This is a genomic window from Enterococcus sp. DIV2453a, from assembly GCF_050533535.1.
GTDB classification, from domain to species: Bacteria; Bacillota; Bacilli; order Lactobacillales; family Enterococcaceae; genus Enterococcus; species Enterococcus faecalis.
In genome coordinates, this window is the sequence record NZ_CP172899.1 from 1940558 (window position 1) to 1961665 (window position 21108).

General features: G+C 37.8%; 15 protein-coding genes and 1 riboswitch. Of the genes, 1 reads left to right on the plus strand and 14 read right to left on the minus strand.

Annotation, left to right across the window (positions count from 1 at the left end):
* Positions 1 to 15 precede the first annotated feature (15 nt).
* The 7 genes from purK to IGK03_RS09505 all read right to left on the minus strand — a co-directional run bounded on the left by purK (position 16) and on the right by IGK03_RS09505 (position 5971).
* Entirely contained in the window at positions 16 to 1131 is a 1116-nt protein-coding gene (purK, locus tag IGK03_RS09475) for a 5-(carboxyamino)imidazole ribonucleotide synthase (protein WP_002382795.1), read from the minus strand.
* A gap of 327 nt (positions 1132 to 1458) precedes the next feature.
* Positions 1459 to 2778, minus strand: a complete 1320-nt coding sequence (locus IGK03_RS09480) for a nucleobase:cation symporter-2 family protein (RefSeq protein ID WP_002382793.1) — start codon at positions 2776 to 2778, stop codon at positions 1459 to 1461.
* A gap of 2 nt (positions 2779 to 2780) precedes the next feature.
* A complete protein-coding gene (locus IGK03_RS09485; protein ID WP_002356804.1) occupies positions 2781 to 3362 on the minus strand; it encodes a xanthine phosphoribosyltransferase in 582 nt (193 codons plus the stop codon).
* Between the two features lie 154 nt (positions 3363 to 3516).
* Positions 3517 to 3614: riboswitch (purine riboswitch) on the minus strand.
* A 146-nt stretch (positions 3615 to 3760) separates the two neighbouring features.
* Positions 3761 to 4447, minus strand: a complete 687-nt coding sequence (locus tag IGK03_RS09490) for a hydrolase (protein WP_002356802.1) — start codon at positions 4445 to 4447, stop codon at positions 3761 to 3763.
* Between the two features lie 19 nt (positions 4448 to 4466).
* Complete coding sequence (locus IGK03_RS09495) at positions 4467 to 5108, minus strand: glycoside hydrolase family 73 protein (protein ID WP_002366997.1); 642 nt, start codon at positions 5106 to 5108, stop codon at positions 4467 to 4469.
* Between the two features lie 99 nt (positions 5109 to 5207).
* A complete protein-coding gene (locus tag IGK03_RS09500; protein ID WP_002384259.1) occupies positions 5208 to 5387 on the minus strand; it encodes a hypothetical protein in 180 nt (59 codons plus the stop codon).
* A gap of 59 nt (positions 5388 to 5446) precedes the next feature.
* Entirely contained in the window at positions 5447 to 5971 is a 525-nt protein-coding gene (locus tag IGK03_RS09505; RefSeq protein WP_002382789.1) for a hypothetical protein, read from the minus strand.
* A 166-nt stretch (positions 5972 to 6137) separates the two neighbouring features.
* Between IGK03_RS09505 and IGK03_RS09510 the strand changes: the two genes are divergently transcribed.
* Positions 6138 to 7097, plus strand: a complete 960-nt coding sequence (locus IGK03_RS09510) for a Gfo/Idh/MocA family protein (protein WP_002382786.1) — start codon at positions 6138 to 6140, stop codon at positions 7095 to 7097.
* A 46-nt stretch (positions 7098 to 7143) separates the two neighbouring features.
* Here IGK03_RS09510 and asnS read toward each other — a convergent pair whose 3' ends face one another.
* From asnS to IGK03_RS09545, 7 genes are all read right to left on the minus strand, one after another.
* Positions 7144 to 8496 (minus strand): asparagine--tRNA ligase, encoded by a 1353-nt coding sequence (gene asnS, locus IGK03_RS09515; protein ID WP_002376912.1) that lies wholly within the window; start codon positions 8494 to 8496, stop codon positions 7144 to 7146.
* A gap of 16 nt (positions 8497 to 8512) precedes the next feature.
* Positions 8513 to 9712 carry a pyridoxal phosphate-dependent aminotransferase gene (locus tag IGK03_RS09520; protein ID WP_002359774.1) on the minus strand — a complete coding sequence of 400 codons (1200 nt, stop codon included), beginning with the start codon at positions 9710 to 9712 and terminating at the stop codon, positions 8513 to 8515.
* A gap of 38 nt (positions 9713 to 9750) precedes the next feature.
* The gene (locus IGK03_RS09525; protein WP_002382785.1) at positions 9751 to 10269 is read right to left on the minus strand and encodes a DUF5590 domain-containing protein; all 519 of its coding nucleotides are present in this window, start codon (positions 10267 to 10269) and stop codon (positions 9751 to 9753) included.
* A 75-nt stretch (positions 10270 to 10344) separates the two neighbouring features.
* Positions 10345 to 13134: an ATP-dependent DNA helicase DinG gene (locus tag IGK03_RS09530; protein ID WP_430602262.1), complete on the minus strand. Its 2790-nt coding sequence runs from the start codon at positions 13132 to 13134 to the stop codon at positions 10345 to 10347.
* A 180-nt stretch (positions 13135 to 13314) separates the two neighbouring features.
* On the minus strand, positions 13315 to 14691 hold the full coding sequence (locus tag IGK03_RS09535; RefSeq protein ID WP_002400823.1) for a hypothetical protein: 1377 nt from the start codon (positions 14689 to 14691) through the stop codon (positions 13315 to 13317).
* Positions 14692 to 14908: 217 nt separating this feature from the next.
* A complete protein-coding gene (locus IGK03_RS09540) occupies positions 14909 to 16366 on the minus strand; it encodes an amino acid permease (RefSeq protein ID WP_002356790.1) in 1458 nt (485 codons plus the stop codon).
* A gap of 209 nt (positions 16367 to 16575) precedes the next feature.
* Positions 16576 to 20931, minus strand: a complete 4356-nt coding sequence (locus tag IGK03_RS09545) for a PolC-type DNA polymerase III (RefSeq protein WP_002400824.1) — start codon at positions 20929 to 20931, stop codon at positions 16576 to 16578.
* Positions 20932 to 21108 lie beyond the last annotated feature (177 nt).

Here is a 21108-nt window from a genome sequence, read left to right on the forward strand (position 1 = left end):
ATTTTTGAAAAATAATTACGACCAAATCTTTGTTTCTTTAATTTCTTCCAGTGTTTCATCGATTTCTTTGGTTAATATAGTAATATGCCCCATCGCTCGTTGCGCTTTTGCTTCACTATGGCCATAATAGTGGAAATGCCAATCTGGATGTTCATTAATAATGTCCATCGTTTCATAGGCTTCATTCCCAAGCACATTGACCGTAACCGCTTCTGACAACAGTTGAATCGTTGGCATTGGCCAATTACATAAACCACGAATATGCGTATCATATTGGCTAAAAGAACAAGCATCTATTGAAAAATTCCCAGCATCTTCTGGACGAGGTAAAATTTTATTTACATAAATCCCGCCTGTTTCTGTATAAAACATTTCAATTGAAAGGGTGCCGACTAAACCAACTGCTTTAGCAATCACCTTAGCAATTCGTTGCAACTCGCCACTGACTTCGTCATCAATTCGGGCTGGCGCAATCGTTTCATGTAGCTTACGCTCTTTTTTAATTGTTTCCACAACTGGAAATGTCGCAAATTCGCCACGACCATTACCAGAAATCAGAACAGATAATTCTTTTTCGTAAGGAATCCAAGCTTCCAAGACACAGGTTCCTTCTCTCAGAAGATTCATGGATGGCGCTAAGTCTGAAGTACTATGTAGTACATAACGACCTTCCCCTCGCGTATTCTTCAAGATACACGGATAACCAATGCCATCAATTGCTTCTTGAATATCAGTCGGACTAACAATCGTTGCATAAGGTGCAATCACAATATTATTATCTTCCAAGAAACTTTTTTCCATTAAGCGATCTTGCGTAATCGCTAAAATGTCTGTTCCTTGTGGTATATTCGCTAAATGTTGAATCGCTGTTAACGCATCAACATCTGCATGTTCAAATTCATACGTAATCACTTGGGCACGTTTTGCCAATTTCTCTAACGCTTCAGGATCATTATATGCTCCTAATAATTGCCAATCGGCAACTTGTGCAGCAGGACAATCAATTTGTGGATCTAGCACACCCACTCGAAACCCCATTTCTCTTGCACTAAGGGCCATCATTTTTGCTAAATGTCCGCCACCAATGATACCAATCACTTGACCAGGTAATAGTGGTTTATCCAAGTTCATCACAACTTTCCATCACAGTTTTATCCTTAAAATCCTTCTGCGGTTTCTCGTCGCAGTCTAGCCTTTAAGAGTGCTCTTTTTACATGATACAAGGAAAAAGGCTCAACTTCAAGTGCCAGCAGTGTTTCCCTTAGGTTTTCTCATCAGAATTTATTAACATACTTTAGGATAAAACAGCGGTAACTTACTACTCGTCTCTTTGTAACCAAGCTTTTTTCTCTTTTTCTCTTCAGATTGATGAAAACATTAAATTTTTCTAAACGATGATTAGGTCAAAAAAGTATGAAAGAAAAGCCACCTGACCTTATCTATCATACTTTTTTGAAACTATTCGTTACTTTCTGAGGTTTCTTTTAAACCATTGAATAAAAGATTTAAAATAATTGCGGTAATGCTGCTCATGACAATTCCATTACCAGTAAACATGCTAACAGTTTCTGGTACTTTATTAAAGAGCGTCGGCATAATATTAAAGCCTAAACCAAAGCCAATCGAGATGGCAATAATTAATAAATTTTTGTCATTTGAGTAGTCAACTTTTGACAACATCCGCATTCCTTGGACAGCCACCATTCCAAACATAACCAGCATTCCGCCGCCTAAAACTGGCTCTGGGATAATTTGGGCCATCGCACCAATTTTTGGTAATAAGCCTAAAATAATTAAGAAAAAAGCAGAAAAATAAATTGGTCGACGTGTTTTGATCCCAGATAATTGAACTAACCCGACATTTTGAGAGAAACCTGTATAAGGAAACGTATTAAAAATCCCCCCTAAAATGACGGCTAAACCTTCTGCATGATACCCACGACGTAAATCATCTTCGCCAATTTTCTTCCCTGTAATGTCTCCTAAGGCAAAATAAACACCTGTTGATTCAACCATACTAACAATTGAAATAATAATCATCAACACAATAGAAGAAAGATCAAACGTTGGTTTGCCAAAATAAAATGGCTGTGGAAAGTGAAACCACGTAGCTTGACCAACAGGAGACAAATCAACTAATCCCAGAAACGCAGCTAAAATTGTGCCACCGACTAGGCCGATTAACACGGCAATTGACTTGATAAAGCCACGTCCCCAAACTTGCACAACAATGATTAAGGCAATTGTTACAAATGCGAGGAGCAAGTTTTTAGGATCACCAAAACTTTTGTCCGTTGCTAAGCCGCCACCCATTTTTTCAACAGCAACAGGAATTAAGGTCAAACCAATAACTGTAATGACTGTGCCGGTGACTAAAGGCGGAAATAGACGCTTAATTTTTGAGAAAAATCCTGCAATAAGAACGACAAAAATGCCCGAAGCAATAATTGAACCGTAAATTGCACCAACCCCTTTGTTCGTACCAATCATGATTAAAGGCGCAACTGCTTGAATGGCACAACCTAAAACGACTGGCAAGCCAATCCCAAAAAACTTATTCACCGTTAATTGTAAAAGTGTCGCAACGCCGCACATAAAAATATCGATTGAAATCAAATACGTCATTTGTTGCGAATCAAAATTCAAGCCGGTTCCGATTAATAAAGGTACCGCAACTGCTCCAGCATACATCGCTAATAAATGTTGCAATCCTAAAACGGCGGCTTTCCCATTTGGTGTTTCCGTCTGTTGTGGTGTATTCAATTGTTTTGTTTCCAAGATTATGCATCCTCCTCTAAAAACGTCACCGTTCCTTCACTTAATGAAGCGATACGTGCTAAAGAGACTACATTTAAGCCCATGTCTTCTAATAACTGACGACCATCTTGGAATGATTTTTCAATTACGATACCAATTCCTTCAACCTTTGCACCAGCCTGTTGGCATAATTCTACCAATCCTTTAGCAGCTTGTCCGTTAGCTAAAAAGTCATCAATAATCAACACTTTATCAGCATCAGATAAAAATTTTCTTGAAATTGAAATTTGACTTGTCACTTGTTTTGTAAATGAATAAACTGAAGCCGTTAAAAGCTCTTCATCCATGGTTAAACTTTTTGCCTTACGAGCGAAGATCATTGGCACGCCTAATTTTTGCGCTGCGTATAAGGCAGGAGCGATTCCTGATGCTTCAATTGTAATTACTTTGGTAATGCCTGCTTCTGCGAAAACCTCAGCAAAACGATTACCCATAGCCTCCATCAATTCTGGATCCACTTGGTGCGTAATAAAACTATCTACTTTTAAAACACCTTCACCTAATACACGGCCATCATTTTTAATACGTTCGACTAATTCCTTCACAATATGAACTCCTTTACTTATTTTTCGATAGATGCTTTGTTCTCATCCTGAGGAAAGGACGGTTCGTTAAAAACGAACGAAATAAAACAAAGTGCTATTTATATTCGTGTTCTAACAAAAGAAAAAAGCCCATTTTGCCAAAGCAAAAAAGGGCTATCCGCTCTTCTTCACTTATAGACCAGCATTTACGGTGCTGGGTAGAGACGGTCAACCGTATTTTGACCTTATACAAGCTTCTATGTTTCTCTAGGATAGTACAAAAATCTCTAACTTTCAATGGTTTAACAACTTTTTTTCATTAGAATTTTCAAATAATTGGTTCATTCTTCCATTGTTCCGTAAAAGCGAACATTAAATAGCCAAAAACGCTTTGGCAGGATAGACTGCCAAAGCGTTTTTTATTCTTCATCGGTTGCTTTTTCTTGTTCACGATATTTTTTCATTTTTTTGCTGAATAATTCACCGTTACTAGGGGGCGTATATGTAATAGCATTCGCTCCGGCGATAATGGTTTCATGAATACTCGATTCAGTTGGTCCTCCTGTTGCAATAATCGGTAATTCTGGATACTTGCCACGGAAATAGCGTACAGTGGCTGCAGTGTCTTTTCCTGCACTGATATTAATCATATCCACGCCAGCCGCAAGTTTTTCATCAATTGGCGTATGAATAGAAGTTACTGTGCTGATAATAGGAATATCGATTGCTTCATCCACCATTTTAATTGTTTCAATTGGTGTAGGACCATTCAAAACGACACCCATTGAGCCTTGTGCTTCTGCAAATAAACTCATATAAGCAGAACGCATGCCTTGCGTTAAACCGCCGCCGACTCCTGAAAAGACAGGAATATCCGCTGCTTCAATAATGCCTTTTGTAATCGCTGGATGCGGTGTAAAAGGATATACAGCAATCACTGCCTGTGCATCCGTATTGCGGATAATCGCAATATCTGTCGTAAAAATAATTGATTTTATTTTACGGCCAAAAATTTTAATGCCACTGGCTTGCCGAATAATCTCTGGCATTTTTACAATATCTTGTTTCAGCGGCGTCATAATTTCTGGAATCCACTTTTCGCTCATTGTCATCGTTCCTCCATGCTTAACGGTCGTATTTATTTAAATTGTATTCTTCAATTACATGAATGATCTTATCAGCGTATGTAGGATCCGTTGCGTATCCAGCATCTTGAAGCGCTTGTGCAGCCTCTTTATAATTTTTGGCTAACAAGACTTTTTCATATAAATTTGGATCCCAATCGACCCCATCAACAAATAACTTGGTATGATCTCGCATGGATTCTTCCCAATTGTCATAAACTCGAAAATCACCCTGAATCGTAATCCAGACCTCATTGACATACTCTTTTGTTTCTAAATTGACTTTTGGTTGATTGCCATATGCTTTAATCCCAAAAAGATTGTTATATTTCGATGCTAATTGACTTTGTCCAAAATTTGATTCTAAAACTGCTTGCCCCATAATAATACTTGGTAACACCCCGTAAGATTCTTGTAATTCACGTGCATACGGTGTGATTTCAGCAACAAATTCTTCTTTTGAGATGTTTTCATTTTGGCGATTGACTGACTCGCTTTGTCCCTTATCTGAATCAGAAAGGACAGATAACGAAAAGACAAAGGCCAAACCGACGACAACTACGCCTAAGAATAACTTTGGCAAATTCAGCTGCTTTTTTCTTTTTTTCTGATAGTTGCTCACTTCATTAATTCCCCACTTCATCTTTTATTTTCCGATAAAATGTTTCACTATCTTTCACTTTCGTGATTGATTTCATTTGTTACTATAACCGAATAATTGTATCATTTTCACAGAAAATTATCAACTTTCATCACTGCTTACGCTCGTGATTTCAGTACTTGATTCAGTGGTAGCAGTTGAAGAAACTGTACTACTTTCAGAAATTTTAGTGGACGATTTCACTGTTGTTTCAGTTGATGTGTGAACAGATTCTTCAACTGGCTTTTTGCCAAAAAAGACAAAAATTACCGCACCAAACATAATAATCACAGATAAAATCCCAGCAATTGTGTATTTCAAAAGACCATCCTTCCTATTCGTTATTCACCTACGTAAGTATCCATCAGATTTTCATTGACCCAATCTAATAATTCAACTTTTGAACCTTCCAATTGTCGTTGAATCGTAGCTGGTAACCGGAATGTAATAATATCATCAAAACCCCATTCACCATAGGCCAGCGTCACTTTCAAATCGATATAACCAGCAGCAATTTCTTGTTCCTGTTTATTGTTAGGAATCAATTCTACAACGCCCAAATCAGATTGTAACCATTTTTTGGCAATTGTTGTTTTTAACCGTTTATATTCCGAAACAGCTAGGTTACGTTTTTCCGGAAATAAGATGGTTTGGCGGAGTATTTTTTGAGTCAGCATCCACTCATAATCCGTAAACAAATTCTTAATTTTTTGCATGACTTCATTGTCCAAACCAAATTGGCCTTCTTTCCAAGCTTGCCAATCGGCTGCTTGAATTTGATAAGCGGAGTAAAAATTTTCTTCTGTTTGGTACTGTTCAATAATTGCGTCAACAATAATATCTACATAAACTTGATGCATAATCATTCGCCTCCATTTTCTATTTTACTGAAATTCTCTAAAAAAAGCATCTTTTTATCTCTGGATTTTATCATATTTACAAAATTGTCCTTGTTTTCTAATTTCTCTTGTTTACAGTATAATAAATAATGAAGAAGATTTGAAGAAATTGCATAGATTAGGAGGACTTCTTTTGACAAAAAAATTATATCAATGGGGCATCGTCGGATTAGGTGGAATTGCCCACGAATTTGCTTCAACGTTTAAACAAGAAACTAGCCAACTTGCAGCTGTTGCTTCACGGACATTGTCTAAAGCAGAACAATTTGCCGCTGATTATTCAATCCCTAAAGCCTATGGTTCTTATGAAGAATTGCTAGCAGATGAAACAATCGATGTTGTCTATATAGCAGTGCCAAATAAACAACATGCTGAACACATTTTAAAAGCGCTCCAGGCCGGAAAACATGTGTTGTGTGAAAAAGCTATTACGATGAACGCAGCAGAATTAAAACAAGCCTTGGCAGTTGCAGAAAAAAATGACCTTATTTTAGCAGAAGCCATGACTATTTTTAACATGCCACTATACGACGAATTACGTCGCTTGATGGATGCTGGCAAATTTGGTCAGTTAAAAATGATTCAAGCACCATTTGGAAGTTACAAAGAACCCGATCCTAAAAATCGCTTTTTTAATCCTGACTTAGCAGGCGGCGCATTGTTAGATATTGGTACTTATGCGGTTTCGTTTGCTCGTTGGTTTCTCAGCTCACAGCCAGACGTTTTAGCTTCTAGCATGGTTCCCTTCTCTACTGGCGTTGATGAACAATCGGTGACATTGCTTCGGAATAAAGAAAATGAGTTGGCTACTATTTCATTAACATTCCAAGCAAAAATGCCAAAGCAAGGAATTGTTGCTTTTGAAGATGCCTATATTACCATTACAGATTATCCACGTGCAGATGAAGCAATCGTTCACTACAATGACGGTACGGTTGAGACCATCGTTTCTGGGTACTCAGCTGAAGCCATGAATTATGAAATCTACAATATGGTTGAAGCAATCAAAGGTACACAACCCAACCGCTCCTTATTTTTCACGACAGAAGTCATTGATATTTTGGACCAGATGCAAAAATTATGGCAGAATTAAAAAAAGAACTTCGGCTTTTGCCGAAGTTCTCTTTTTTATTTGTTCTCTATGGATAAATACGGTTTAACATACGTGGGAACGGAATCGCTTCACGAATGTGTTCATTACCAGTAATGAACGTAACAGCACGTTCTAAACCTAACCCGAAGCCGGAATGTGGCACAGAACCGTATTTACGTAAATCTAAATACCAGCTGTATTCTTCTTCAGATAAGCCAAACTCAGCTACTTTTTCTTTCAAATAATCATAATCAGTTGCACGCTCTGAACCACCGATAATTTCACCATAACCTTCTGGCGCAATTAAATCGGCACAAATTACAACATCTTCACGTGTTGGATGTGGTTTCATATAGAAGGCTTTAATTGCTTTTGGATAATTTAAAATGAATGTTGGAACGCCATAGTAATTTGAAATAAAGGTTTCATGTGGGCTACCAAAGTCTTCGCCCCATTCAATGTGATCATAATCATTGTTTGCTTCTTCTTTTTGTAATAACTCAATCGCATCATCGTAAGTAATACGTTTGAATGGTTCCGAAACATATTTTTCCAGTAAAGCTGTATCACGTTCTAAAACATCCAATGGATATTGTTGATTTTTCAATACTGATTTAATTAAATGTTTTACGTAAGCTTCTTGAATATCTAGTGATTCTTCATGAGTTGTGTATGCCATTTCTGGTTCAATCATCCAGAATTCCGTTAAGTGACGACGAGTTTTGGATTTTTCCGCACGGAAGGTTGGTCCAAAAGTAAAGACTTTTCCAAATGCCATCGCACCAGCTTCTGCATATAATTGACCTGTTTGTGATAAGAATGCTGGTTGTCCGAAGTAATCTGTTTCAAATAATTCTGTTGTGCCTTCTGGTGCTGAGCCTGTTAAAATTGGGCTATCAATTTTAATGAATCCTTGTTCGTTAAAGAACTCGTAAGTAGCACGAATAATTTCGTTACGAACTAACATGATTGCATGTTGTTTGCTTGAACGTAACCATAAATGACGATGATCCATTAAGAAATCTGTGCCGTGTTCTTTCGGCGTAATTGGGTAATCTTCTGAAGCGCCAACGACTTCTAAATCAGTGATATCCATTTCATAGCCGAATTTAGAACGGCTATCTTCTTTGATAACACCAGTAACCATGACTGCTGTTTCTTGTGATAAATGTTTAATTTCTTGGAATTTTTCTGTACCAGCTTCTTCACCAAAGGCTTCAATGAAGTTTGGTTTGAACACGACACCTTGGAAAAAGGCTGTCCCGTCACGTAATTGTAAAAAGGCAATTTTTCCGCTTGAGCGTTTGTTAGCAATCCAAGCGCCAATTTTTACTGTTTCTCCAACATGTTTGTTTGAATCAATAATTTGAATTTGTTCCACGTTTGTCTCTCCGTTCATTTCTTAGTTTATTCTTTTAGGCGTTGTGCTGAATTCGTTTCTTTTCTATAAAGTCGTTCATTCGCTCAATCGCTTTTTCTAACGTCATTAAATCTGTCGCATAGCTCATCCGCACATGTTCTGGTGCACCAAAGCCTTCTCCTGTTACCAGAGCAACATGCGCTTCTTGTAATAAATCTTCCACCCAATTAGTCACGTTATCATACCCACAAATTTCTAACGTTTTTTTGACATTCGGGAATAGATAAAATGCGCCTTCAGGTTTTATTAGCGAAACACCTGGCAAAGCTGCTACTTTTGGATAGATATGATTCAGGCGTTTTTCAAAGGCCTGACGCATGTCTTCAACTGTCGACTGTTCACCTGTTAAAGCCTCAATTGCCGCATATTGGCTAACCGCGACTGGATTACTGGTGGATTGTGAAGCGAGTTGTGTCATTGCTTGAATAATTTTTTCATCACCGACTGCAAAACCAATGCGCCAGCCTGTCATTGCATATGTTTTGGAAACACCATTAATAATGATTGTCTGTTGACGAATTGCTTCTGAGATGGTTGCAATTGGTGTGAACCGATGTCCATTGTACACCAAACGACCATAAATATCATCTGCAATAATGAGGATATTATGAGCAACTGCCCATTCACCAATTTGGCGTAATTCTTCTTCCGTATAAATAACACCAGTTGGGTTAGATGGTGAATTTAAAATGATTGCTTTTGTTTTGTCCGTTCGTACAGCTTCTAATTGTGCGACTGACACTTTAAATGATTGCTCTTGCGTGCTTGATACAAATACTGGCTTGCCTTCTGCTAACTTGACTTGTTCACCATAACTTACCCAATAAGGGACAGGGATAATCACTTCGTCCCCAACGTTCAAAATGGCTTGAAATAATAGATACAGCGCATATTTGGCACCATCTGTCACAATAACTTGCTTGGGTTGATAACGAAGTTGATATTCTCGTTCCACATAAGAGACAATTGCTTGCTTTAATTCAGGAATGCCGCCAGAAGGTGTGTAATAACTTGCTCTTCCATCCTCAATTGAAGCAATTGCTGCTTTTTGAATATTTTTCGGGGTTACAAAATCTGGTTCCCCAACCGTTAAGCTTAAAACATCTACACCTTTTGCTTTTAATGCTTTCGCTTTGGCGGCAGCTGCTAATGTAACAGAAGGAGTCAATTGCTGTGCTCGATTTGATACGTTCATACACCTTTCACTCCCACTTTCATCAAAACCTATCTAAATTAAATATCTTTGACAACGTTGATCTCTTCGCCTTTATCAAAGCTCATCAGATAATACGTCAGTACTCCTTGATCATTTTCGGTGACCACTTCCCATGCAGGGCGCTTATCATAAAGCCCTAACGTAGCTTTCATCACCGATTCATCGGGATGGGCTTTAGCAACAATGTCTGTTATTTGTTGTTCTGTTTGACCATCTTTTTGATTTAAGACCGTGACTTTTTCTCCCGATTTAGGGACAATCACGACAATCTCTGTGCCTTTATCATTTTTGCCGGTTAAAGTAAAATACGTATTTTTGCGTGTAAACCAGTAAAATTTATCAACTGTTTCTAAATTAGCAGAAGTTTTGGCAATTGCGGTTGCTTCTTTTTTGGCTTGAGCCATTGGTTGATTGGTTCGTACAAAAAAGATAATTATTGTTACAAGAATTGCTAAAAGGATTGCCAATAGGGTTAAAAGGACAGTAATCCGTTTCTTCTCTTTCTTTTCTTCTAATTCCTCCAAAAATCCTTCCATCCTCTCTAAACTTACTGGGTCTTATTATAGCAGAAAAATAGCGGCCTTTCACAAATATGACCTAAAAATAATCAATTATTTGTTTAAAAATTCCTTTAATTCTTCTAAAATTTCAGGCATGGGCGCTTCTTTTACTGAGAGTCCCTTGGGAAACGCTTTGATTAATCGTTTGCCATATTTTGCAGTGACTAAACGACGATCCAGAATCAGCAATGCCCCTCTATCTTCTTCAGAACGGATTAAACGGCCCAGTGCTTGTCGCAAACGTAAGGCTGCTTTCGGTACCGCTTCTTGAGCAAATGGTTGTATCCCTTCTGCTTCTAAATACGCATATTTTGCTTGCACAAGTGGTCGTTTCGGGTTTTCAAAAGGCAAACGCGTGACTATCAATAACTGTAAAGCTGTTCCTGGTAAGTCCACACCTTCCCAAAAGCTATCGGCTCCTAGCAAGACATTTGGTTTTCCATTAGAGAACCGTTTAAGAATTTTTTCACGACTGCCGCTAATCCCTTGGGCGAGGACCTCTTGTCCTTTTTCCAATAACCTTGGCTGGACTTGATGATACACGGTGGACAATAATTCATGCGAAGTAAAAAGAACCAACATTGAACGTTCCTCTTGCGCCATCAATTTTTCAATGGTATCTGAAATGTATTGACCCATTTCATAGGAAGAGGCATTTTGAATGGCTACTGCTTCTTCCGGTACATAGACTCGCGCATTTTCTGCATAGTTATATGGCGTTGGCAGGGTTTTGAACGTCACCTCTGTTAAACCTAACCGTTGCGGTAAATACTTTTTATTGTTGCCAAACTTCAATGTGCCGCTTGTATAAATAATTCGTTCATACCGCGGATACCACTTTGTTTCGGGAAGCAAACTAGCTTCTAAGTCATGAATTTCAATCAAGCCATGGTCTTCATTTTGTGGTAAATATTCTTTTACCCAACGTGGACTCCAATCATCAAGATAAATGGTAAAACAGTGGTGAATACGTTCAATTTCATCAAAAAATTGAAACAAGCGAACAAAAACGATGCGATCAGCCAAACTAAAGGTTTCCAACTGACTCATAATTGTTTGCTGTAACTTACTTTGAATAGTTAACAGCTCCTGCAGTAAAAGCTGGAGCGTTTGACTATGTTTTTCTCCCGCAGCAGATAAATAATCAATACGTTCTTTGGTTAAAAGCAACTCCTGATGGTCTATCCGCTTCTGTGTTTTACTAAATAAACGATGCAGTTCAAAAAGAAAATCTTGCCATTCATCCACAAAATCCAGTAAACCTTGCTGATAAACTTTTACAAGCCGCTGCTCTTCAGAAAACTGTTGAAAAATTTGCTGTAAAGCAACAAAAAGTTGTTCTTTTTCAATAAAATGCGTGACTTGTTTTTTTAGTATCACGCTGTTCACTCGTTCGCTCGCCATCCGACTAGCGATGTCTGGTAAATGATGTGCTTCATCAATAATTAGCCACGGACTTTCAGGTAATAACGGTTGTTTTCTTAGCGACTCTTGCGCCAAAAATGCATGATTAACAATCAACACGTTACTTTGAGCGACTTTTTTATACAAATGTCTTAAAAAGTCAACTTCATAAAGTTCATCTTTTTTTGAAAGAAAATCCAATCCGCGATGTGTAACTTCTTTCCAGAATAAATGATTTAAATTCGTCAATTGTAGTTCATCTAAATCGCCCGTTTCTGTTTCTAGCAACCAGACGAGAACGCCCATTTGATAAAGAGCGTATTGTTTTTGCGGAGTTGGCTGATTCAACGTTGCCTTAAAGCGTTGTAAATCAAGATAGTGTCGATGGCTTTTAATAACAATGCCTCGTAATTTTCCTTGGCAGATTTGATTGGCTAATGGTAAATCTTTTTCCACTAATTGATTTTGTAAAACAATCGAAACTGTTGAAATGATAACTGGTTTTTCTGGCGTTGCTAAATAGCTCATCGGCAACAGATAGCCTAATGTTTTTCCCGTTCCAGTCGCTGCTTCAATAAATAAATCTTTTGTCGTTCCTTCTGTAAAATGATCATAGACTAAATTCATCATCCGACTCTGTTCCACACGATAAGCGAAACGTTCCCCAAACAGTTTTTCTTTGGCTTTTTTAGTTTTGGGATACGTGCTAGTCTGATAGAACGTTTCTTCAAAAAGAGGAACTTCTTTTTTGCGTAAAGCAATGCCACTGACCACTTGATAAGCTGGATTTAATGGTGTGACTTGTTTTTTCATTTGTTCATACGTTTGTTGAATAAAGGCACTGGTTTCCCGCGCTGTCTGTTGACTTAATTCCGCAATTTTTTCCATAGTGACTAATGGTAAAGATTTCATTTTTTCTTGAATTAATAACAAAAGTTCGGCTGTAACCTGCGCATCACTATCTGCTTGATGGGGATTCTCATGAGACAAACCTAAACTTTCCGACAAATCACTTAAACGGAAACTTTTTTCTGTCGGTAAAAAAATCTGTGCCAATTCCACTGTATCAATGGCTGGAATAGTAAGTGGCGGCGTGCCACACCGTACCAGTTCACGAGCTAAAAAATTATAATCAAAGTGGACGTTATGCGCCACAAAAATAGTATCTTCCAGATAATGATAAATTGTATGTGCTACATCTTCAAAATAAGGCGCTTTTTGAACTTGCGTATTACTAATCCCCGTTAAACTTTGAATTTGTTTTGGTACTACTTGATTGGGATTCACATCTGTCGCAAAGTTCGCAATAATCTTTCCATCTTGAACGAGAACGCATCCAAACTGAATGATCCGATCACTTGTAGGATCTGTTCCAGTCGTCTCAAGGTCAACTACTGCATACACTTGTTTGTCTTTCAATGACTTCACGCCTTTCATTCATCTTTGAAAATTATACTACAATTTATAGGATTTTCACTAGTATTTCAAAAATTCTCTTGAAATCTTTTCCAGAGATAATAAGAAAGAGCCTGAAACAAAAATCCAAAGTGATTTTTGTTTCAGGCTTAAAAGCTGATAAACTGAACGGTTTTGTCTTACCTTCTCCTAAATAAACGATTAATAACAGTCAAGGATTTTCTGCATATACTGGTTTAATTGCCCATAGCCTTCCAATTCTCTGATTACTGGGAGCGGACAACGAACCTTTTTATTAAATAGTGTCCGCTTTTCAACATATTCTGTAACTTCGTCTAAAAATTTATCTAATCCTTTTTCTAATTTCATACAACTTAACTGATTGCAAATTCGCACGTCTCCTGCCTTTTTCTTTTGAACTTGTTTAAATGATTGTGAGAATGCTTTTGCTTCAAACATTTGTGCTTCTAACTGTCTTTTTTCAATCGTTATTTTCGGTACTGCTTGATTTCCATCAGTATCCTCTAACTGGCGACTCATAAAGCGACGATAAATTTCCTCTTCTAATTCGTCCAATTGTCGTTGAAAGTCCGCAGGAATTGTCCGACTTGATGAATTTTCTTTCTCACTTTCCATAGAGACAGCTTCTTTTTCTGGCTTCTGCTCCTCTTCTTTTTCGGCAGACTTATCCACTGAATTTAGCGAGCTTTTTTCTGTTTCTTGTGGAAAAGTAAATAAAGGTTTTGCCGCAGTGCTCTGCTGGTTTTCTTGTTTTTTTTCTAGCTGCGCTTCTTTAATTGGCGCTGGTTCAGATAACACTGGTTCTTTCGCTGGTTCTTCAAGCACTAGTTTGTTAACGGGAAGCACTGCTTCACTTGTTGCTACAGTTGTTTCACCTTCTTGATTTTCCAGATTATCAGGCGAGAGATTGACGTCTGGTTGTTCCGGATTAGTATCCTCTGATACTTTTAGCGATGCCTGTTCTGCGGCTATCACAGGAGAAGCTCTTTTCAAATGGATCGTTTTTATTTGTCTAGAAATGACGGGATTTCTCGTTTGCTTAACGGCTTCATTCAAGGAGGCTAAATTTTCTTTTAAAAGTGTCAACATTTCACGTAAGACAGCAATTTCACCAGCTAATTCCGTTAATTGATTTTCTTGCGGCACTACTTGCACATTGGTTTCATTCATACGGACTGTTTTTTTATTTTTAGTTGTCGGTATTTCATACATCCATTGTTTCAATGCGAATCGTAAGTCACGAGTGGTCGGCTCAAAGCTTCCAAAATAAACAGTGTAGTACATTAACTCCGTTTCAACATAGACATAAATCTTTTTAACAATTAACTCTTCAAACTGTTCTGATTCATCCCAACTTTCACATAAAGCCTCAAAAAATTGTTCCCCTTCTGCTAAATTTTGGTACTCTTTCGCTAAATAAAGCTTGCGAATTAAGTAAAAATTATACGGTGTTTCAACATTATCCGCATAAATTTCTCGTCCTAAAAAATCTGGATTCGTTTCTTTACAAAGAAAGACCGTTTTCTCTTCTGGTTGTGTTTCAAGTGTTTTAGTCATGAGGTTCACTTCCTTTTTCTCCGTTAATAACCATTTTTAATGATAGATACCTTTAGTATACAGGAGAAATTCTTCTGATTTTCTCATATTTTTAAGAGACAATAGAAATTTTAGAGAAAAATCGACAGAAAAAAACGTGAGACAAACAGTCCTATTGACCATTTATCTCACGAAAAATACTTAAACTGGCTATTTTATCCTTGAAACATGTAACCAATTATTCTGCTGAATCAATTGGCAAAATCGTGTCTTTTTTCTCACGACGTGCAATTGCTGGTAAAATCATTCCTAATAGAATTAAGACGATTGGTGTTACAATGTTAGAAGCTAATTGGAACAACCAGCCTTGAGGGTCTGAGGCATACTCAAATTTAGGCACCATTCCTAGGATACAAGCAAAGGCTGTAAATAGGAAACACCAGAGACCAAACACAAAACCAATTTTAGGATTTTTAACAAATTTATATTCTGAATTAAATTGTTTGTATGCTTTGTTTAGAAGCATATAGGCAAAGAAGACCCACAAGTAACGCATTGGCATAACTACAGAATTTAAGTTAGTTAGCCATTTAACCACTTCGTTCATGTCCTTCAACCCAAACATCGGTAAAGCGATAATAATACTTACTAAAATACCTGTTAATAGGTAACCATTAATTAACGTACCTTTTTTCGTACGTTTACGTAACCAACTTGGAACAAATTCTGGATCTGCTTCAGCTAAAAGAATTTTCAGTGGAGCATCAATTGAAAAGGCTAACGCAGCCACTTGACCCACTGTATTCGTTAACGCATAAACAATCATTAAGAGATTACCGACACCATAATACGCGCCTAATTTTTGGAAGGCACTATAGGCACCATTTGCCATTAAATCTTTAGGAATATTGTCACTTGAGAATAACATTCCCATTGCAAATGAACCTAAAACAGCCGATAAACCAACCATTGCTGCTAGGAAAATCATTCCTTTAGGGAACTCTTTGGCTGGATTTTTAGTTGCATTTACGTAAGGAGAAATTTTTTCAGCGCCACCTACCGCAAAAACTAACATTGATACGGTTGTAAAATAACTAAAATCAAATTTAGGAATGTAGGTGCTGACTTGTGACATGTTTGGCGTCGCAAATTCAACCGTTGAATTAATAAATGGTGCGCCTACCGCTAATAAAATGAATAAAATAGACATCACAAACATGGCGGTTCCAGCTAAACCACCAATAACTTTTAAGGTGGTTAACCCTTTTGTTGATAATAACAAGAAAACCAAGAAAATTATTAATGAAATAAATGATACCGTTACGATTGGCATCGTATTGACTAAGTTTCCATTCCCTTGAACTGCCCAACCTAAGGCAATTAAAATTGCTTGTGGTTTTTGTGCCAAGTAAGGAATGTGCACTACCCAATAAGTCCATGCTGCATAATAGGCTAGACGTTTAGTACTGGTATTTTGCACCCACGAACTAACCCCACCATTACTGTCTTTAAATGTTGAACCTAACTGTCCTACGATTAACGCATAGGGAATAAAATATAAAACTAAAATCAAAAGCCATGAAGTGACCACTGAAATCCCTTGTTGTGCATAATTATTCACAACATTTCCAAGACCCCAGACCATGTTAAAGGCAATTAACCCGACGGTGAACCATCGTAATTGCTTTTTGTCCATATAACCAATTCCTTTCTTATTAAAAAATAAAGCTCTTCATTTATCATAAGCATTTTACTTTTTATGCACAAGCTCAACATAATTAAATAAAGATGGCTTTTTAATAAGTAATTAAAACGCTTCTAGCAATGATTTTCTAATTTATTTGATGACTAAAAAAGGCCGGTGAATAAGTTGCTTCACCGGCCTTTTTCTAAGAGATTTTTCTTTTATAACATATCAAATAATGATAATTGGTTTTCATCTGGCAAGTCTTTTAAGACACCATTTTCATTCATGTATTCAATTAACGTTTTAGAAACTTTGCCTCGTGTTGCCAAATCTTCTTTCGACAAGAACGGTTGCTCTTCTCGCGCAGCGACAATGGCTTTCGCTACGTTGAGTCCTAAACTTGGCACTGCTCGGAAAGGTGCAATCAAGGTATCCCCTTCAATCACAAAATTTTCAGCGTCCGATTTGTACAAATCAATCATGCCAAATTTATAGCCCCGTTCCAGCATTTCATTACATAATTCTAAAACCGTTAATAAGTTCTTCTCTTTAGTGGAGGCGTCCATCCCTTTGTCCGTAATTTCTTTCATTCGTGCTTTCACAGCTTCTTTCCCTTGTGACATTGCCACTAAGTCAAAGTCATCCGCCCGAACGGAGAAAAATGCACAGTAATATAAGATTGGGAAATAAACTTTAAAGTAAGCGACCCGCAATGCCATTAATACGTATGCTGCCGCATGGGCTTTCGGGAACATATATTTAATTTTAGAACAAGAATCAATATACCAGTCAGGGACGTTGTTTTCTTTCATCGCATTTAAATACGTATCCCGTAGTTCATCAGGAATCTTATTCCATTGTCCTTTACGTACCGTTTCCATAATCTTAAAGGCCATCCCACTGTCCAAACCAGCATGAATTAAATATACCATGATATCATCCCGACAACCAATTACTTCAGCAAGATTGGCTTCGCCACGGCGAATCAACTCTTCTGCATTCCCTAGCCACACATCGGTTCCGTGAGACAGTCCAGAAATTTGAAGTAATTCTGCAAAAGTTGATGGATGGGTCTGCTCTAACATGCCTCGAACGAAACGTGTTCCAAATTCAGGAATTCCTAACGTTCCTGTTTTAGAATAAATTTGCTCTGCATCCACACCTAGAACCTCAGGTCCTTCAAAAATACGCATCACTTCTGGATCGTCTGTTGGGATGGTTTTTGGCTCAATCCCAGATAAATCTTGTAACATCCGAATCACGGTTGGATCATCATGTCCCAGAATATCAAGTTTTAAAATATTATCGTGAATGGAATGGAAATCAAAGTGCGTCGTTTTCCATTCTGCCTCTTGATCATCAGCAGGGTATTGAATTGGCGTAAAGTCATAAACATCCATGTAATCAGGAATTACAATAATACCGCCGGGATGCTGCCCAGTCGTCCGTTTAACCCCTGTTGAACCTTTGGCTAAGCGATCAATTTCAGCACCACGCAAATGTAAATTATGATCTCTTTCATATCCTTTAACAAAGCCATACGCTGTTTTGTCAGCTACTGTACCAATGGTTCCTGCCCGATAGACATATTCTTCACCAAAAAGAACTTTCGTGTAGTTATGGGCTTCGGCTTGATAATCGCCAGAAAAGTTCAAATCGATATCGGGAACTTTGTCGCCATGGAACCCTAAGAACGTTTCAAAAGGAATATCGTGACCATCTTTAAACAATCGAGCGCCACATTTTGGACAGGCTTTTTCAGGCATATCAAACCCTGAACCATAGGAACCATCTTCATAGAACTCAGAATATTGACACTCAGGACAATAATAATGTGGCGCTAAAGGATTTACTTCAGTAATCCCTGTCATTGTCGCAACAAAACTCGAACCGACAGAGCCCCGTGAACCGACTAAATAGCCGTCTTCATTACTTTTATGCACCAGTTTTTGAGAAATTAAATAAATGACCGAGAAACCATTCCCGTTAATCGAATTCAGTTCCTTTTCTAACCGTTTTTCGACAATTTCTGGTAAAGGATCGCCATACAATTCGCGCGCACGATTGTAGCTTAAATCAGTGATTTCTTGTTCAGACCCAGGAATTTTTGGCGTATACAAATCGTCTTTTACTGGAATAACTTCTTCACATAAATCAGCGACTTTGTTGGGATTTTCTACTACAATTCGCTTAGCGACGTCTTGTCCTAAAAATTGGAATTCCGTTAACATTTCATCGGTGGTTCTGAAATGAACCTTTGGTAAACTATGGCGATTTAACGGATTAGCGCCACCCATAGACCCGACTAAAATTTTCCGATAGATGGCATCTTCTTCATTTAAATAATGAACATTTCCAGTGGCGACAACCAGCTTGCCAAGTTCGTCACCGATTTTCACTAGATTACTAATAATTTCTTCCAAATCTGCTTCATTTTTCACCAATTCTTGTTCAATTAATGGCGCGTAAACTGGTTTGGGCATAACTTCAATATAATCGTAGAATTTGGCACGATTTTTTGCTTCTTCGACACCTTTTTGCATCATTGCTTCAAAAATTTCGCCGTTTGAACATGCGGAACCAATTAAAAGCCCTTCTCTTAACTTCGATAATTGCGAACGAGGAATCCGTGGTACTCGGAAAAAATAATCTACATTGGACATGGAAATCAATTTAAAAAGATTTTTTAATCCTGCTTGAGTTGTTGCTAAAATCGTTGCATGGAAAGGTCGAGCTCGTTTGTATGAGTCTCCTTCGCCAATATGACGATTCAAATCATCATGGAAATGCATATCATGATTCTCTTTCGCTTCTTTTAAGAAAATCCAGCACAAATGACCCGTTGATTCCGAGTCATAGATGGCGCGGTGATGTTGTTCTAAGTTGACGCCAAATTTTTTCGATAAGGTATTTAGACGATGGCTTTTGAAATGTGGATACAAGAATCTGGATAATTCTAATGTATCGATGACGGGATTAGCCGCTTCAGGTATTCCATGTTTGCCATAACTTGTGTTTAAGAATCCCATATCAAAAGAAGCGTTGTGGGCCACTAAAATAGTTCCTTCTGAAAACTCTTTAAACATGCGTAAAACTTCTTCTTCGGATTTTGAACCGCGCACCATTTCATCTGTAATCCCAGTTAAATTGATTGTCGTTTGAGATAATGGATGGCCAGGATCAATAAACTGCTCAAAAGTCTCAATGACATTTCCTTTGTGCATTTTGACAGCGGCCAATTCAATAATTGTATCATAAACAGCGGAAAGCCCCGTTGTTTCCACGTCAAAGACCACATAGGTAGCATCTGTTAATTCAATATGTTCTTCGTTGTAAGCAATGGGTACACCATCATCAACAATATTAGCTTCCACGCCGTATAAAATTTTAACGCCTGCTTTTTTACCTGCAGCATGGGCATCAGGAAACGCTTGGGCGCCGCCATGATCCGTAATTGCGATGGCCTTGTGACCCCATTTCCCCGCTTGCGCCACCAAGTCACCGACTTTATTGGTCGCATCCATTGTACTCATGTTACTATGCATGTGTAATTCTACACGTTTTTCACCTTCTGGCGCGTAGTCTTTTCTTGGCGCATGGGCGACTTCCATCAAATCTTGGGCATTCATGACTAAATCACGCATGAAGGTATCTTCTTGTACACTACCACGAACACGAATCCAACTTTGCGGTTGAATCGCATCAAAAACTTGTTCATCTTTTTCCCCATTCGAAAATTTCTTCACCACGAAAGAGGAAGTATAATCAGTTATTTTCAAAATTAAAATTTTTCGTTTAGAACGCAATTCACGCACTTCTTTATCAAAAATAAAGCCTTCAATCGTTATCCGACGTTCTTCTTCCAGTATATTTCCCATTGGCATAATGGGTTCATCATTGGGAATATTCCGACCTAAACGAATTGGACCATCAAACGCAGGCGCTTGTTGTTGTTTTTCTTTTTTCATTTGTTCATGTTTAACAAGCGATTCAGCAGCTTGTTGTTGAAAGGCTGCGGCTTGTTCTAATTTTTGCTCTTCAAACTTTTTCAGCACTTCTGCAGCTTGCTGTTGATCCATTTTTGGTTCAATATGAAATTTAGGAAACCCGTAAGAGAAATAAAGTTCCTCAATAATTGGTAAATATTGTTGCTTCAAATAAGGAATAACTGCTTCATTATCAACAGGTAAGATAATTTTCCGATCTTCAAATTGTGGTGTCTGTGTTTTTAAGACTTTCTGAACTAACGGTGTATTGCATTGACTATTTAACAAGGCCAATTGCCAATAATCCGTTAATTGTTCCTCAGTAAATGTTGTCTGATTTGTGGTTATTTGAACGGAAACCTGCGCAATTTGTTGAAAAGCTAGTTCCAATTGTTGCATAAATGTTTGATATAGCATCACTGGCATCAATTCATCAAAACTTAAATGAAATTCCCATAAGCGACTTTGTTGGTGAACAATGACCTTGTCAATCCGGCCATTTTGAATTAAGGGATGTTCTTTCGCTGTGTCATCTAACTGAATTTGCGTCATCAGTTTATCAAATAAATCGCGTGCTTTTTCTGTCACAAAATGAACCTCCTTCTATCATTGAAAAAAGGCCCTCAGACAAATCTGTCAAGTGCCTTTTTTCGGTTTCTCTGCATTCGCTTCTCTATTAAGTATACTCGTTTTTTGTAAAAAAACAATCTTGTTTCTTTTCTAAAAAGAGCTAAGAAGAGCTTGAAGCAAAAATCACTTTAGATT